Origin of the sequence: Nocardia sp. NPDC051832 (assembly GCF_040681285.1) — a bacterium.
Lineage (GTDB): Bacteria > Actinomycetota > Actinomycetes > Mycobacteriales > Mycobacteriaceae > Nocardia.
Genome location: NZ_JBFAYL010000004.1, coordinates 633,732 through 647,972 on the forward strand (window position 1 = coordinate 633,732; position 14,241 = coordinate 647,972).

Below are 14,241 nucleotides of genomic sequence, written 5' to 3' on the forward strand. Positions count from 1 at the left end.
AGTCACAGCTGAGCGTGTTCCTCGGTGTCGAAGCCCAGCAGTACGTCGTGGTCGACTTCGCCGCCGCGGATGGTTACGTCGCTGGTCACCAGTGGATAGCCGCGGGCTACGACGGTGTAGTCGCCCTCGGGGAGGTCGGCCAGGGCGTAGCGGCCGTTCTCGTCGGTGTGGACGGTGCCGACGGTTACGCCGGACCAGTCGAGGACGGATACCTGGGCGTCGTAAACGGCTCGGCCGCGGGCGTGGACTGTTCCGAACAGCATTGCCATCGGTGCCAGTTCGATGTCGAAACGGAGCTGTCCGCTGGCAGGCACGGTCAATGCCGTTGCGGTGGGGCGCATTTGGGCAGCCACCGCCACCAGGGTGTAGGTTCCGGGCAGGACACCCTTGCAGGTGTAGGCACCGTCCGCGCCGGTGACGGCACTGCCGACGACGTCGCCGCGCAAGTCGGTGACTGTGACGGTGGCGCCCGGCACCGGTTCGCGAGTGGCGGTCCGCACCACGCCCGCCAGCTCGCCGGATCCGTGCAGCGTGACGTCGATGTGCTGTGTGCGCCCGCTTACGGCGGTGGCGTGTACTGCGGCTGGTTGGTATCCGTCCGCCGAGATGATCAGTACGTAGGGACCGGGCGCGGGCGGCTCGATAGTGTAGTCGCCGTTGCTGCTCACGCGCGAAATCTGTTGTCCACGTTTATCTATCAGTGTCAGCACGGCGTCTTGCACCGGGTGCCCGTCGTCGCGGCGAATGTATCCGGCGATTCTCGAGGTCGCACCGCGTCCGCCCGGCACCCGTTGCATCCCAATACCATTCGTGGTCGCCGGAGTGAAGACTGAGTCGTTGGCCGACCGCGGTTCGGGCACGGTCGGCGCGACCTCCTCGACGGACTCCCCGACAGGGGCCGCCGCCACGACCGGGTCCGGCTGGACGGGCGACGCGACGACCGGCTCCGGCTGGACGGGCGACGCGACGACCGGCTCCGGCTGGACGGGCGATGCGATGCGGGGCTCCGGCATGTCGTGCGTAGCAACGAAGGGATCGGCCTCGACGCGACCGGGCTGCTTCACTTCTCGCAGCCTCGCCCCTTCGACATCGATGTCGGGCAGCACGCGGTCGAGCCACTTCGGAATCCACCAGGACCGCTTCCCCATGATCACCAGCAGCGCCGGCACCAGCACCATGCGCACCACGAAGGCATCGATGGCGACACCGGCGGCCAAGGCGAAACCCATGGATTTGGCGACGATGTCGGATTCCAGCAGGAAGGAGCCGAACACCGAGATCATGATGATCGCCGCCGAGGTGACCACGCGTGCACCGTGGTGGTAGCCGGAGATCATGGCGTTCTTCGGCGATCTGCCGTGCACGAATTCCTCGCGCATGCGGGTCACCAGGAAGACCTGATAGTCCATGGCGAGCCCGAATACCAAGCCGATCAACATGATCGGCAGGAAGCTGACGATCGGCTGCGGGTCCGCGATCAGGCCGAACGCACCCTCTTGGAAGATCAGGACGGTGGCGCCGAAGGTAGCGGCCATGGAGAGCAGGAACCCGAGGGCCGCGGTGAGCGGAACCAGGATCGAGCGGAACACCAGGATCAGCAGGACGAAGGCCGCGCCTGCCACGATGACCAGGTAGGGCACGATCTTGCCGAGCAGGACGCGGTCCATGTCGGCGTAGATGGCCGTGGTGCCGGTGATGCCGTATTCGATGCCGAACTGCTCGGTCAGTGCCTTCTCGGCGGCGCGCGCATCACGCACCAGATCTTTGGTGGACTGGTTGTTCGGCCCCGATCTCGGTACGCCACTGAGCATTACCCCGAGCTCGTTCCGACTGAACTGCGGCGCGGTCACGTAGTCCATCTCGGGGAACTCGGCGAGCCGGTCGCGCAACGCGGTGACCGCGGCTCTTCGCGAATCTTCGGGCACCTGCTCCAGATCGGCGACCACCGTAAGGATGCCGTTGCTGCCTTCGCCGAAACCCGCGGTCCGGATGTCATAGGCCTTGCGAACGGTGGACTCGGTCGGAAAGCTGTCCTCGCCCGGCAGACCCAATTGCAGGTCGAGCGCCGGAGTAGCCAGTGCGGCAAGGGCTGTCACGGCGATGGCCAAGGCGAGCCAGGGTCTCTTTCCGATCAGCCGGGCCACCCGCATGCCGTTGGTGACGGAGGTGTCGTCCTCGGGATCGTGCCGGGCGACCAGCGGCAGCTTCGGTGTGAACAGGAAGCGGCCGAAGGCGCCGAGCAGGGCGGGCATCAGGGTGACAGCGGTGAGTACGGCGAAGAAGGCCGCGGTCGCGCCGCCCAGACCCATGAACGTCAGGAAGTTGACCCCGACGATGCTCAGCGCGCTCAGCGCGACGATAACGGTGAGACCGGCGAAGACCACCGCCGATCCCGCGGTGCCGACGGCGATGCCGGCGGCTTCCTCCGGGCTTTCCGCCGCGCGCAGTTCGTGTTTGTACCGGGAGACAATGAACAGCGCGTAGTCGATCGACAGCGCGATGCCGATCATCGACGCCAGGAATGTGGTGAAGCTGGGCACCTCGACGATCGCGGTGCCCAGCGCGATCACCAGCATGGCGGCGCCGAGGCCGACGACAGCGGTGATGATCGGCACGAAAGCCGCTACGACGGCGCCGAAGGCGATGACCATGACAATCAGCGCCACACCCATGCCGATCATCTCGGCTTGGCCGCTGGGCTGCTCTTGTTCCTGTTGGATGGCCCCGCCGAGTTCGACGGTCAATCCTTGTGCCCGCGCGGGGGCGGCAACGTCGTAGGCGGCGTGCCGCTCCTCGTCGGTGATGTCCGCCGAATTGGCGATATCGAACGGAACCGTCAGTACCGCAACGGTTCCCGGCGCCTCCGCGCTCAGCACATTGAGGGGGGCGCCCGAGCAGACGGCCGGGTCGGCGGCGCTGAGGCAGCCCATCGACTCGGTCACCTCGACCGGGTTCTCCAGTGTCGCGGCGGCCTTGTCGGTGACCAGCCTGCGCTGGCCGTTGTCGACCGACAGCGCCTTCAGATCGGCGATCAGCGCGTCGATGGCCGCGCTGTTCTTCTTGTCCGTCAGCTTCGTACCCGCGGGCGCCTCGATCACGTAGGCGCCGCTCACGGCATCGATGCCGAACTGCCCCGACATGCCGGGAAACTGCTTGTCCAGAATGTCGGTGGCGCGCTCCGACGGTAGCGACGGCATGCTGAACTCGTTGCTCATCGGTCTACTGAGCAAACCGCCGACGATACCGAGCGCCGCCAGCAGCAAGAGCCACACCGGCAGCACTATCCACTTGCGGCGAAAGGCGAATTTGCCCCAGCGATAAAGGTATACAGACACGAGTGGGTTCTCCTGACGGTAACCGGGTTGTGCTGAGTTCAGGGCCCGATACAGCACCTTCGCGGCCCGCCGTGCATGCGAACACCCTCCCCCGGCGAACACCACAAACGGAGGAGAAACCTCAATTTCCGGAAGCTTACCGCAGGCCGAATCCACACCGTCACCGGCGGGGTCCCACGGCGAGAACAGCTTTCGGCTACAGCTCCTGCGCCTGGGCGACGAGATCCAGAAAGACCCAGATGTCGCCGCGCATATAGGCATCCGGTTCCTCGGAGCCGCCGAGGAACGGGTAGGGCGCGGCGATATAGACCTCTTGCTCGCCGAGCGGACCGTGCAGTTGCTCGAGCTCCGCTACGTGCGTCGGCCGGAGCACGTATTTGGTGAAGACCGCGTCGAGCAGGACATCGGTGATGAAGTCGTCGAGATCCATGAACCGGCCATAGCTGTCGGCGCGCGCCTCGTAAGGGTGCAGCACCGCGTACTCGCGAGTCGCGCTGTTACGCAGGAACACGTGCCCGAGCTCGGAATATCCGCGCACGGTGTCGAACTGCGAAAAGTGCGGTTCCCACGCCGGCATCACCTCCCCGAGGTGCCGCGGCTCGATCAGCCGGTAACGGTCCGATACCACGCGAACTGCACCACCATCTGTCTCGGAGTCAGAGCAGAGGCCGAGGTTACTCGGTCACCTCGCGGTCAGTTTGGCCTGGCCCGCGCTTACTACCGACCACTCGCCCGGGCCGGCGGCGCTGGCGGTTTTGCCTGTGGCGGTGTCGAGCAGGACGGGGAGGCCGCCGATGAACAAGGACGTCGCTATGCCGGTGGTGGCCTTGGCGGTCGTGCACGGGGCGGCGACGCCGTTGTTGTTCGCGGTACAGGGGGCGAGGACGCCGGGGGCGGGTGCCAGGAATTGCAGGCCGATCTCGTCGCCGGACAGCACGATTCCCTGGCCGTTCACCGTGTGCAGCGGGTCACCGGCCGAGACCGGCAGTACGCCGCCGTGCGCGCATTTGATGGTCGCGCCCTTGACCAGGACGAAGGGCATGGCGGTGGCTCCCCGTTAGTCGTCGCACCAGATCCAGATGTGCTGGGCTTTGATCGCGCCGCCCGATCTGGCGACGATGCTGTCGATGATGTAGGTGCCCTCCGCGACCGTCAGCTTCAGTCCGCGGGCATCGATTGCCACGGCCTGCTGGTAGCCGGGCGGGAGATGCTGGTTGGTAACCCGGTCCTTGGCTTGTTTGACGACGTCATAGATCAAGGCGTCGGGATTATTCTTCAACGTCGTCAGGTACTGCTTCGCGTCGACGGCGAGTTTCAGGGGATGCACGACGGTATCGAGTATCCCGGCTCCGGGCGTCCCCCGCTTGACCACCTTTCCGTTCAGGATCGCCAGTTGATCACTCGTGCCGCCCGGATACGCCTTGTCGAACGGAGCCTGCACTTCGGGTTCGAACGCCTTCGCGCTTTTGGCGATGGCCGAGCGGCGGTCCCGAGGGGTCGCCTTCCGCGGCCCGTACATCACTCCGGTGATCGGCAGTTCGGGCTTCTTCCCATACCCGGCCTGCGTCTCCGGGCCGGCCTTGCGCGCGGTTTCGGTCATCGCGGGCGTGGGCGGGCGCACCGGTTCAGGAGCTTTCGGTCCGCGGCCGCCGACGCTGGCTTTCACCGGCGGCGGCACCACCGGTGGTGCGAGTCCGCTGTCACCGGCAACCACCAGCGCGGCCGCGGGCACGGCCGGTTCGTGCACCGCGGCCGGTTCGTGCACCGCGGCAGGTTCGTGCACCGCGGCAGGTGCTTCCGCCTCGGCGGCGTGCGCGGCCGGTGGCGCATCGGCGTCCACCAACTCCGGCTCATGCTGCGGCACAGCCTTTTTGACGGGATCCGGCATCTTCTCGTCCGGCGGAATCTCGAATTCCCGGCGTTTCGGCGGCGGCTCGACCGGCGGTTCGTGGAACGGGCTCGGATCCCGGCGGCGACGGTAGTCGGGGTAGACGGCCGGCTTCCGCGGCTCCGGGGCGGGCGCGGGTGGCAGCGGCGGGACCGGCTTGGGCGCAGGGCGCGGTTCGGGTGGTGGGAAGTACTTCTCGGGGGGCGGCACCGGTTCGGGTCGCCGGAAGGGATGATCGCCCGCACCGGGCCGCTGCGACACTGGTTCGACGGCCGGGATCTGTTTGGCGGCCGGGACCGGTTCTGCGGCAGAGACCTGTTTGGCGGCCGGGACCGGTTCGGCGGCAGAGACCGGTTTAGTCGCTGGTGCGGTACCCGGCTTGCCGCCCTCGACATGTTCGGCCGGGCCGACCTTGACCAGGACGGCGGGTTCCGGCTCGGGCGTCGGAGCGGCCTTGCCCGGCTTGGCACCGGACTTCGGCGAATTCATCTGGTGCGCGACGACTTGCCGCAGCGCGTCCAGCCCGGCTTTCACGACAGCCGCCAGATCCTTGTGCAGGATCTTGTCCCGATCGGGTCCGTGCGCGTGCTGTAGATCGTGCGCGTATTGCAGCACCGGTTGCGCGGTCGCCAGCGCGACCATCGCGAAATCGATGAACAGGGGCAACAGCTTGCGTCCACCCTTCGCCGCCCGTAGACCGGCGATGAACAACACCATGTTGCCGATCGCGAACCAGAAATCCCGGGTCCGCACGAACGCGGTCGGATCCTCCTTGGTGGCGCCTTTGCGCACCGCGACCTCGATCGATTTCGCGGAACCGAGCGCGGCGACGATCTTCAGCGGAATCGCCACTTCCTCGCCGCCGACTGCCGCCAGCCCGACTTGCGACCCGACACTGCCGGCGATCTGGGCCTTCTCGCGCGTGGTGAGCATGCCGTCGTCGGGGGCCGCTCCTTCGAAGGCCCCGGATTTGTCCACGGCGCCTTCGATTTTGTCGAAGAGCTTGCTGACCAGCCCCGAGGTCATCGGCGCCTTCGTGATGGGGTCGATCGCGATCGGCTCACCGGTCTCCGGATCCACCGGGGAGTGTTTCGCCGCCTCCTGGAGCTGCCGGTTGAGCGGTCCCGCGAGCCCGATGGTGCCGCCCGACACCACCAGCGCCGTGCCGCGCGCGGCGGTGCTCAGCACCTTGCGCTGGGTCTCGCCGAGACCCACGTGCTTGGCGGCGTCGTCGAGACTTCCGAACGCCATGTCCTCGGCCTGACCCACCTTGGAAACCGCCCACACGCCGGTGTCGACCAAGTTCGCGGCCTCCAGGTACACGCCTTCGGCGGTGCCGAGGTAACCCTTGACGGCGTCGCGGCCCAGCGTCTTCGCCTGCTTCTTCAGCGCGGGCATCGCCTTCCGTACCGTCGCGACGGCCTTCGTCTGAGCCTGGGCCGCCGCCTGCGCCTTCTCCGCGACCACGGCGGGGGCCACCTGCTGGACCGTGGTGACGACCGCTTCTTTGGCGGCCCGCGCGGCCGCGCGCAGCTGCTCCTCGACCTCACGCGCGCGGGCGAAGGCCGCGGCTTTCGCGGCCTCCGCCCGGGCGAAGGTTTCATCCTTGAACGCCCGGGCCCGTTCGAAGAAGCCCTTCTCCGCCTTCGCGATGCCGACCGGTGCGCGAACCGCCACCCGGGCCGGGCGCTCGCCCAGGCCGACACCCACCGCGGCGGCATCGGCCTCGGCTTCGGCCGCGGCATTGCGGCCGCCGCCACCGGCAGACGAATTATCTTGCTGGACAACATGAGTCAGCTCGTGCGCGATCAGCATGCGCCCCTCGGGCGTATCGGGCTGGTACTGCCCGGTGCCGAAGACGACATCGCGTCCGACCGTGTAGGCGCTCGCGCCCAGGGCATCGGCTCTGGCCGCCGCGGCGGGGTCGGTATGAATGGTCACATCGGAGAAGCTGTGCCCGAAGGCTTTTCGCATCGACTCCGCGATCCGCGGGCTGAGCCGGCTGCCCATCGCCTGGTTGCCCGCCGCGTGCGCGACATCGCGCACCGCCGATCGGGCGTCCCGAACGCGGCCCGCGGATCCGCCCCTGGTCTTGGCTTTACCGCGCTCGCCCGCCGCCGCCACTGTGGCTTTCATGCCGGCTCCCCTGCTGCCTCGGGCACAACCTTGCCCATCTTGCGATACTCACTGGCGACCGCTGCCAGCACATGGCTGGTGCCGATCGGCTGGTCGTCGGCGGCGGCCCGGAACGCCGCGCCCAGCAGAATATTGGTGATGCCGGCGCCGGAGAGTGCGAAATCCCTTGCCATGCGCTCGAAGTCGATCGCTGGATCCCGGGGCGCGCCCGCGGGCAGCCGGGTGCGCCAGATGCGCGCGCGATCGGCCTCGCTCGGCAGCGGGAACTCCACGATGAACTGCAGGCGACGGACGAACGCCTCGTCGAGATTGTCGCGCATGTTGGTGGTGAGGATCGCCAAGCCGTCGTACTGCTCCATCCGTTGCAGCAGGTAGGAGATCTCCATATTGGCGTAGCGATCGTGCGAATCGTGGACCGCGGAACGCTTTCCGAAGATCGCGTCGGCCTCGTCGAAGAGCAGGCACGCGTTCGCCCGCGGCGCCGCGGTGAAGATGCGCTCCAGATTCTTCTCGGTTTCCCCGATGTATTTGCTCACGACCGTGGACAGATCGATCTTGTACAGATCGAGGCCGAGCTCGTGCGCGATGACCTCGGCAGCCATCGTCTTGCCGGTGCCCGGCGGCCCGACGAACAGCGCGCTGATGCCGTGCCCCTGGGACATGCCGCGACCGAATCCCCACTCGCCCAGCACCTGATCCTGATGAACGACGCGACGGCAGATGTCCCGCAATTGGCCGGCGGCGTGCTCGGGCAGCACGATGTCGTCCCAGCCGTACCTCGGGGTGATCCTTCGCGCCGACAACGCCAGTCCATTGGCGGAGAGCGCCCGCGCGGCGGCGAACAACTCGGCGACGGCCGGCGCAGCGCCCGCGGTCCGGACGGCGGCGCGAATCTGGGTTTCACTCAGACGGAATCGGCCCGCGAGCGTGGTGATGTCCGCGGCTGCGGCGTGCACCCCCGCCTGACTCAGCGCCGCGGCCCAGATTTCGCGCCGGCGGGCCGCGTCCGGCAAGGCGAAAGCCACCACCAGCAAGTCGAATTCGTCGTCGCGCAACGGAACCCAGGGGCCGCTGCCGATCAGGATGGCGACGCCGGGGTGTGTCCTCAACTGATCAGAAAGAGTTGCGCGCCTGCCTGTTTCGTCGACACGGCGGAATTCGTCGAACTCCTCGACGACGACCAGCGCACCGTGCAGCAACGCCTCCCGCAGGGCCACGGCGACGAGGTCGGCGAAGGTCTCATCGCGCGGCAGCGAACCGGCCCGGACGACCAGCATGGGAACCCCGAGCTCGGCCGCCAGCGCGGCCGCCGCCGCGCCCCTGCCGGTGCCCTCCGGGCCCTCGAAATAGACGGTGAGCGGACGGGTCCGCCACGCCGCGCCCACCGCTCGGCGCAGCGACTCACCGACCGGTGCGCCCTCGGGACGGGTTTGCGGATGACGCAACTGGCAACATCCGGCGAGGCGGCGATCGAGCCCGTTCTGCCCGAGCAAGACATCGACGATCTGCGGATCCAGGTGCAAGGTCTGCGCCGACATCGGCAGCCGGCCTTCGGCCGCCAAGGTCAGGATCCGCCCGCGCAACAGCGGTGCGGCCGTCCCGAACACGGTGCGACGGGCCAGCTTCTCGTGCTGCGTCCGGGTCAGCAGGTTCAGCGCGAGGTCCACGGTCGGCTGCCGCTGACCGATATCGTCGTGCAGGTATCCGAAGACCCGCCCGTAGCGCAGATCGACTTCGGGGGCGAGCGCGATCAACACGATATCGAGCTCCAGTTCGGTGAGCCCGTAGGTCCGTGCCAGCCACGCCCACTGGTCGTCCTCGGTGAGGATCTGGTTCCATTCCGGCTCCAGGTCCCCGATGCCGTGCACTCCCCCGGCGTCGCGCAGCGCCCGCTGGGCCGCCTCGGCATCGATATAGAGGCCACGGAACGGATCCCCCGCGATATCGAGCCCGAAGGATTCCCGGGCAATAGCCAAGGCGTGCGCGAGAATTCGATTCAGCCGCCGCAGCGCGGGGCCGAGTTCCGCCGAACCGGCATCGGCGGCGCCGACCGTATCGCGATATGTCGCCTCTTCGGACACCGGCTGTCTCCGCATCGTCCGCGGACAAGTGTGCTCATTGTAGGTCCAAACACGGCAACGATGTCGTAAACTTGGAGTCGCGCGTTTTCGATGAAGTAGAGTCGAGATCTCGGGGGTCTCGGAAAAGCCGTGCGAGTGAGTACACCTCGGCGCTCTGTACCTGCTGGTAGCCAAAAGATCATGTGAAAGGCAGCTTCGGAGATGATGACTGTCTCCCCGAAGTCCTAAGGCGTGGTTTATGTTTCACGACTTGGACGCCACCCTCGCCGGGCTGTTGTCGAGCGCCTCGGCCCCGGCCGAACTGCGGGCCGCCGAGATCAGTTTCCGGACGCCCGACAAAGACTTCACGCCCACCCCGCCGACCGTCAATCTATTCCTGCACGCCATTTCAGAAAACCGTGAGCTACGAAGCAGCGTGCCGATAATGGATCGAGTCGATGATCATTTTCTTTCCGGCGCTCCACCCACCCGCGTGGACTGCACCTATTTGATCACGGCATGGTCATCGCAATCCGGTGACGTGAAAGTCGCCGCGGAACACAAACTCCTCGGCGCAACCCTGTTGTGGCTGAGCACATTCCGGGTCATACCCGACACCGCGCTGGTGGGCTCCTTGCAGAACCCGCCGCAGCGCTACCCGGTTCCCACCGCGCTGGCGATGACGCCGCCCGACGAGAGCCTGGCGCACCTGTGGAGCGCGCTGGGCACGGTGCCGCGCCCCACCTTCACCCTCACCGTCACCATCGGGATGCAGGCGCCCGATCCCCTCGATCCGGTCTCCCGCGTCGAGACGATCGATATCGAGGGCGTGTCCCGCACCCATCCCGAACTCACCGGCCGGGTTTTCGACGCGGGCTTGGCGGCGGTCACGGGCGCGTCGGTCTCGGTCCTCGACGAGAACCTCGACACCACCACCGACGCGGCGGGCCGATTTCGCTTCCGCGAGCTGGCTTTCGGCGACTACACACTGCGCGTCCGAGTACCCGGCGGCCCCGAGGTCACGCACCCGATCAAGTATCGGGAAACCGCCCAGATCCACCCCGTCTTCCTCTCCTGAAACCTTCTCTCGGACGGAGCACCGATGATCGACGTGACGAAAACAGCACCGGGCGTCTACATCGACGAGATCACGCCGACCGGGCCCATCCAGGGCGCCGGAACCAGTACCGCGGCCTTCATCGGCACCGTCTCGAAAGCCGACGCGGTACTCAATACACCCACCGCCGTGACGAATTGGACCGCTTTCGTCGAGCAGTTCGGCGACTACGACACGACGAAGACGTTGCCCTTCGCCGTGCGCGGCTTCTTCGAGAACGGCGGCACGCTCGCCTACGTGGTCGCCTATAAGGACACCGGGCAGCTGGACACAGCGCTGGCCGCGCTGCGGCCGCTCCAGGACATCAGCCTGGTCTGCCTGCCCGGCGTCGTCGACGGGCCCCTGCAGCGCAAAGTGATCACCGAGTGCGAGGAATTGGCCGACCGCGTGGCCATCCTGGACGGTGCGAAAGACCCCACTCCGCTGAAAGCCGACGGAGCGCTCCAGACCCAGCGCAAGCTGCTGGAGTCGAAGTCCGGCTTCGCGGCACTGTATTGGCCATGGATCAAAGTCATCGATCCAAAGAACGCCCAGGCTGATCCGCTGTCCATCCCGCCGTCGGGCCACATCGCCGGAATCATCGCCCGCAGCGACACCGAGCGCGGCGTGCACAAGGCGCCGGCCAACGAGGTGATCCGCGGCGCGATCGCGCTGGATTTCCTGCTCGACAACACCACGCACGGCGCACTCAACAATCTGAACATCAACGGGCTGCGCGTGTTTCCGGGCCGCCCGCCGATGGTGTGGGGGGCGCGCACCACCGCGCCCAAGGACAACACCGCCTGGCGCAACCTCAACGTCCGGCGGCTGATGTCGTTCATCGAGGACTCGATCGTCGCCGGCACGAACTGGGCCGTGTTCGAACCGAACAACATCGCGCTGTGGAAACGGCTGGAGCTGACCATCTCCGAATTCCTGACCCGGGTCTGGCAATCCGGCGCGCTCTTCGGCGCGACAGCCGCGGAGGCCTTCTACGTGAAGATCGACCAGGAACTGAACCCGCCCGACAAACGGGCGCTGGGCCAGCTTTTCGGCGAAATCGGGGTCGCGCCGGTGCATCCGGCCGAATACATCATCTTCCGCATCGGCATGTGGGATGGCGGCGCACAGGTGACCGAGGTTTAGGAGATCGGCATGGCACAGACAGGGCGGCGGGTAGATCCGTATCGCGCATTCAATTTCATCGTGACCGTCATCGGCTTGAAGGAGCCGGTGAGCTTCACCGAATGCAGTGGGCTGGGCTCGACGACGGAAGTCATCGACGGCCCGCGCGCGATCGGCGGCGCCGGCGGCGGCAGCGGCGGCCTCACCCGGCTACCCGGCAAGACCACCTTCACCGACATCACCCTGAAGTGGGGTATCACCGACTCGACCGAGCTGTGGGACTGGCGGCAGGAGATCGTGAACGGAAAGGTGGTGCGCCGCAACGGTTCCATCGTCGTCTTCGACCTGGACAATCACACCGAGGTGGCGCGCTGGAACTTCGTCAACGCCTGGCCCTCGAAATGGGAGGGGCCCGCGCTCAGCCAGAAGGGCGACATCGCCATCGCCACACTGGTTCTGGCGCACGAGGGGCTGACGAGCTTCACCACGACGAAGGTGTAGAGCCGTGCTGGTAACGGAATTCGACTTCCAGCTACCCAAGGGATACGTGGATCCCGAAGGCACGCTGCACTCGAAGGGCGTGATGCGCCTGGCGACCGCGGCCGACGAGATCTACCCCCTGAAGGATCCGCGGGTGCAGAACTGGCCCGCGTATCTCATCGTGCTGCTGCTGGCGCGGGTGGTGACGAAGCTGGGCGCGCTCACCGAGGTCAACGCCGGGGTCATCGAGGGCTTGTTCTCCGAGGACCTGACCTACCTCCAGGACATGTACAACCGGGTCAACGGGTTGAGCAGCCACGTGATCAACACCCGATGTCCGCATTGCCGGCACGATCACGAGGTGGAGGTGCCGCCGTTGGGGGGGTTCTAGGCTACCCCGTGGATCGGGTCTACCAGGAAGTAGCCATTCTGGGCCGGCACGCCCATTGGACCTTGACCGAGGTACTGACCCTCGATCACGCCGAACGCCTGCGCTGGGTAGAAGAGATCTTGACGCTGACCCAGCAGCCGTGAATCACTCTCGCTCCCAAGGAGATCCGGCATCGTGACCACCGAACAGCTCGTCCCGGACACGCTCGGCCAGCGCCTGGACCGGTACGCGCGGGCCTTGATGTCGGCGCGGGCGCCGCGATTCGCGTGGTGGCAATCGCTGCACGATCTGCTCGAGCACGTGAGCACGCTGCCCGAACCGCTCGCGTCCCGGTTCGAACGCGTCGAGACCACGGGCGGTGTCCCGCTTCCCGACCCACCCGAGCGGGTGACAACCCCCGCCGCCGAGGGCAGGCCGCTCGACAGCGAAACGCAGGCACGCCTGCGCCCTGTCACCGGCACCGATGTCGCGAAGGTCGTCGTGCACACCGATACGCACGCCGACCAGCTCGCCCGCACGCACCGCGCGGACGCGGTCACCTACGGACGCGACGTGTACTTCCGCACGGGCCGATACGAACCGCGGAGCCCGGAAGGCTTCGCCCTGCTCGCCCACGAGGCCACCCACGTCGCCGAGATGCTCGCGCCGGGCCTGGCGTGGCAGCGGGCTACCGGCTCCGGCCGGCACGACGACGGCGAACGCCGAGCACTCGGAATCGAGCGCACGGCAAGGGATTCCGTGCGGCGTAGCGCCCGCACCGCGCTCCCGGCAGTCTCGGCGTTCGCCGAGCACGGTGCCCGCACGCCCGCGACGCCCGACTCGGCGCCGCCGACCGGCCCACCGGTCGCCACCCCCGCGACCGCGCCTGTGCTCGCCGCGCCGGCGCCACCGGTGAGCGCCGCACCGCCGCGCACGGCCGCGATCGACCGGGACCTCGCCGCGCCCGCGACGCTCGACGTGGAGTCGTTGCGGCGCAGCATCCTCGCCGACCTCAGGCGGCAGCTGCGCAGCGAGTTCGAACGAGGAGGCTGATCGTGACGACCGGAAACCAGCTGGCGCGCGCCTCCATCGTGAACACCACCACCGGCGCGACCGTCACGGTGATGTACAACCCCGAGGAGGTGAAGGTCGAGCAGGGCAACACCTTCGCCGAAGTCGGCATCCCGGGGCTCAACGCCTCACCGATCCAATACGTGCGGGGCAAGAACCGCACCCTGTCGATGGAACTGTTCTTCGACAGCTACGAGTCCGGCCAGGATGTGCGCGTCCACACCGCACCGATCGTCGCGCTGCTCGACAAACAACCTGAGACCCAGGCGCCGCCGGTCCTGATCTTCGCCATGGGCGGCTTGGCTTTCCGGTGCGTTCTGGTCGAGGCCGGGCAGCGGTTCACGATGTTCCGCCGCGACGGCACGCCGGTGCGGTCCTTCCTGTCGATCCGGCTCCAGGAATTCGTGAGCGTGACCATCGACGTGCAGCGCGGGCTGTTCTTCGGCTCCCCCACCGTCTCGGCGGCCGCCGGCGCGGCCGTCGAACTCGCCACGGCGGTGGTCCGGGGCGAGGCCGCCGTGCACATCACCGTCGAAGGCGAGACGCTGAGCGGGATCGCCGCCGCGATGCTCGGCGACCCGGCCCGCTGGCGGGAGATCGCCGACGCCAACGACATCGACGACCCGCTCGGTCTGCCCGGCGGCACCCGGCTCCTCATCCCGGCCTGGCCGGGGTAGGGA

The 14,241-nt window shown here is 67.5% G+C and carries 12 protein-coding genes; 7 read left to right on the forward strand and 5 right to left on the reverse strand.

Annotated elements, in window-relative coordinates; genetic code table 11:
* Nucleotides 1-2 precede the first annotated feature (2 nt).
* The 5 genes from AB0M14_RS28365 to AB0M14_RS28385 form a co-directional block, all read right to left on the reverse strand.
* Nucleotides 3-3,335 carry an MMPL family transporter gene (locus AB0M14_RS28365; RefSeq protein ID WP_365000505.1) on the reverse strand — a complete coding sequence of 1,111 codons (3,333 nt, stop codon included), beginning with the start codon at nucleotides 3,333-3,335 and terminating at the stop codon, nucleotides 3-5.
* A 196-nt stretch (nucleotides 3,336-3,531) separates the two neighbouring features.
* Complete coding sequence (locus AB0M14_RS28370; protein WP_365000056.1) at nucleotides 3,532-3,963, reverse strand: hypothetical protein; 432 nt, start codon at nucleotides 3,961-3,963, stop codon at nucleotides 3,532-3,534.
* 54 nt (nucleotides 3,964-4,017) lie between these two features.
* Entirely contained in the window at nucleotides 4,018-4,377 is a 360-nt protein-coding gene (locus AB0M14_RS28375) for a hypothetical protein (protein WP_365000058.1), read from the reverse strand.
* A 15-nt stretch (nucleotides 4,378-4,392) separates the two neighbouring features.
* Complete coding sequence (locus AB0M14_RS28380; protein WP_365000060.1) at nucleotides 4,393-7,359, reverse strand: DUF4157 domain-containing protein; 2,967 nt, start codon at nucleotides 7,357-7,359, stop codon at nucleotides 4,393-4,395.
* Nucleotides 7,356-9,440: an ATP-binding protein gene (locus tag AB0M14_RS28385; RefSeq protein WP_365000062.1), complete on the reverse strand. Its 2,085-nt coding sequence runs from the start codon at nucleotides 9,438-9,440 to the stop codon at nucleotides 7,356-7,358. Before AB0M14_RS28385 ends, AB0M14_RS28380 begins: the two co-directional genes overlap by 4 nt.
* 238 nt (nucleotides 9,441-9,678) lie before the next feature.
* Here AB0M14_RS28385 and AB0M14_RS28390 point away from each other — a divergent pair, with 238 nt between their 5' ends.
* Genes AB0M14_RS28390 through AB0M14_RS28420 form a run of 7 tightly spaced genes read left to right on the forward strand, consistent with a single transcriptional unit; the run spans nucleotide 9,679 to nucleotide 14,238 of the window.
* A complete protein-coding gene (locus tag AB0M14_RS28390; RefSeq protein WP_365000064.1) occupies nucleotides 9,679-10,497 on the forward strand; it encodes a Pvc16 family protein in 819 nt (272 codons plus the stop codon).
* Nucleotides 10,498-10,521: 24 nt separating this feature from the next.
* On the forward strand, nucleotides 10,522-11,661 hold the full coding sequence (locus tag AB0M14_RS28395) for a phage tail sheath subtilisin-like domain-containing protein (protein WP_365000066.1): 1,140 nt from the start codon (nucleotides 10,522-10,524) through the stop codon (nucleotides 11,659-11,661).
* A 9-nt stretch (nucleotides 11,662-11,670) separates the two neighbouring features.
* Nucleotides 11,671-12,141 (forward strand): phage tail protein, encoded by a 471-nt coding sequence (locus AB0M14_RS28400; protein WP_365000068.1) that lies wholly within the window; start codon nucleotides 11,671-11,673, stop codon nucleotides 12,139-12,141.
* Nucleotides 12,142-12,145: 4 nt separating this feature from the next.
* On the forward strand, nucleotides 12,146-12,511 hold the full coding sequence (locus AB0M14_RS28405) for a hypothetical protein (RefSeq protein ID WP_365000069.1): 366 nt from the start codon (nucleotides 12,146-12,148) through the stop codon (nucleotides 12,509-12,511).
* 8 nt (nucleotides 12,512-12,519) lie between these two features.
* Complete coding sequence (locus AB0M14_RS28410) at nucleotides 12,520-12,654, forward strand: DUF6760 family protein (protein WP_365000071.1); 135 nt, start codon at nucleotides 12,520-12,522, stop codon at nucleotides 12,652-12,654.
* A gap of 31 nt (nucleotides 12,655-12,685) precedes the next feature.
* On the forward strand, nucleotides 12,686-13,543 hold the full coding sequence (locus AB0M14_RS28415) for a DUF4157 domain-containing protein (protein WP_365000073.1): 858 nt from the start codon (nucleotides 12,686-12,688) through the stop codon (nucleotides 13,541-13,543).
* A gap of 2 nt (nucleotides 13,544-13,545) precedes the next feature.
* Entirely contained in the window at nucleotides 13,546-14,238 is a 693-nt protein-coding gene (locus AB0M14_RS28420) for a hypothetical protein (protein ID WP_365000075.1), read from the forward strand.
* Nucleotides 14,239-14,241 lie beyond the last annotated feature (3 nt).

Excerpts from the sequence above, each read along its gene's own strand:
- AB0M14_RS28380 (WP_365000060.1), bottom strand. The coding sequence starts at position 7,359 with ATGAAAGCCACAGTGGCGGCGGCGGGCGAGCGCGGTAAAGCCAAGACC.
- AB0M14_RS28390 (WP_365000064.1), top strand. The coding sequence starts at position 9,679 with ATGTTTCACGACTTGGACGCCACCCTCGCCGGGCTGTTGTCGAGCGCC.
- AB0M14_RS28400 (WP_365000068.1), top strand. The coding sequence starts at position 11,671 with ATGGCACAGACAGGGCGGCGGGTAGATCCGTATCGCGCATTCAATTTC.
- AB0M14_RS28375 (WP_365000058.1), bottom strand. The coding sequence starts at position 4,377 with ATGCCCTTCGTCCTGGTCAAGGGCGCGACCATCAAATGCGCGCACGGC.
- AB0M14_RS28395 (WP_365000066.1), top strand. The coding sequence starts at position 10,522 with ATGATCGACGTGACGAAAACAGCACCGGGCGTCTACATCGACGAGATC.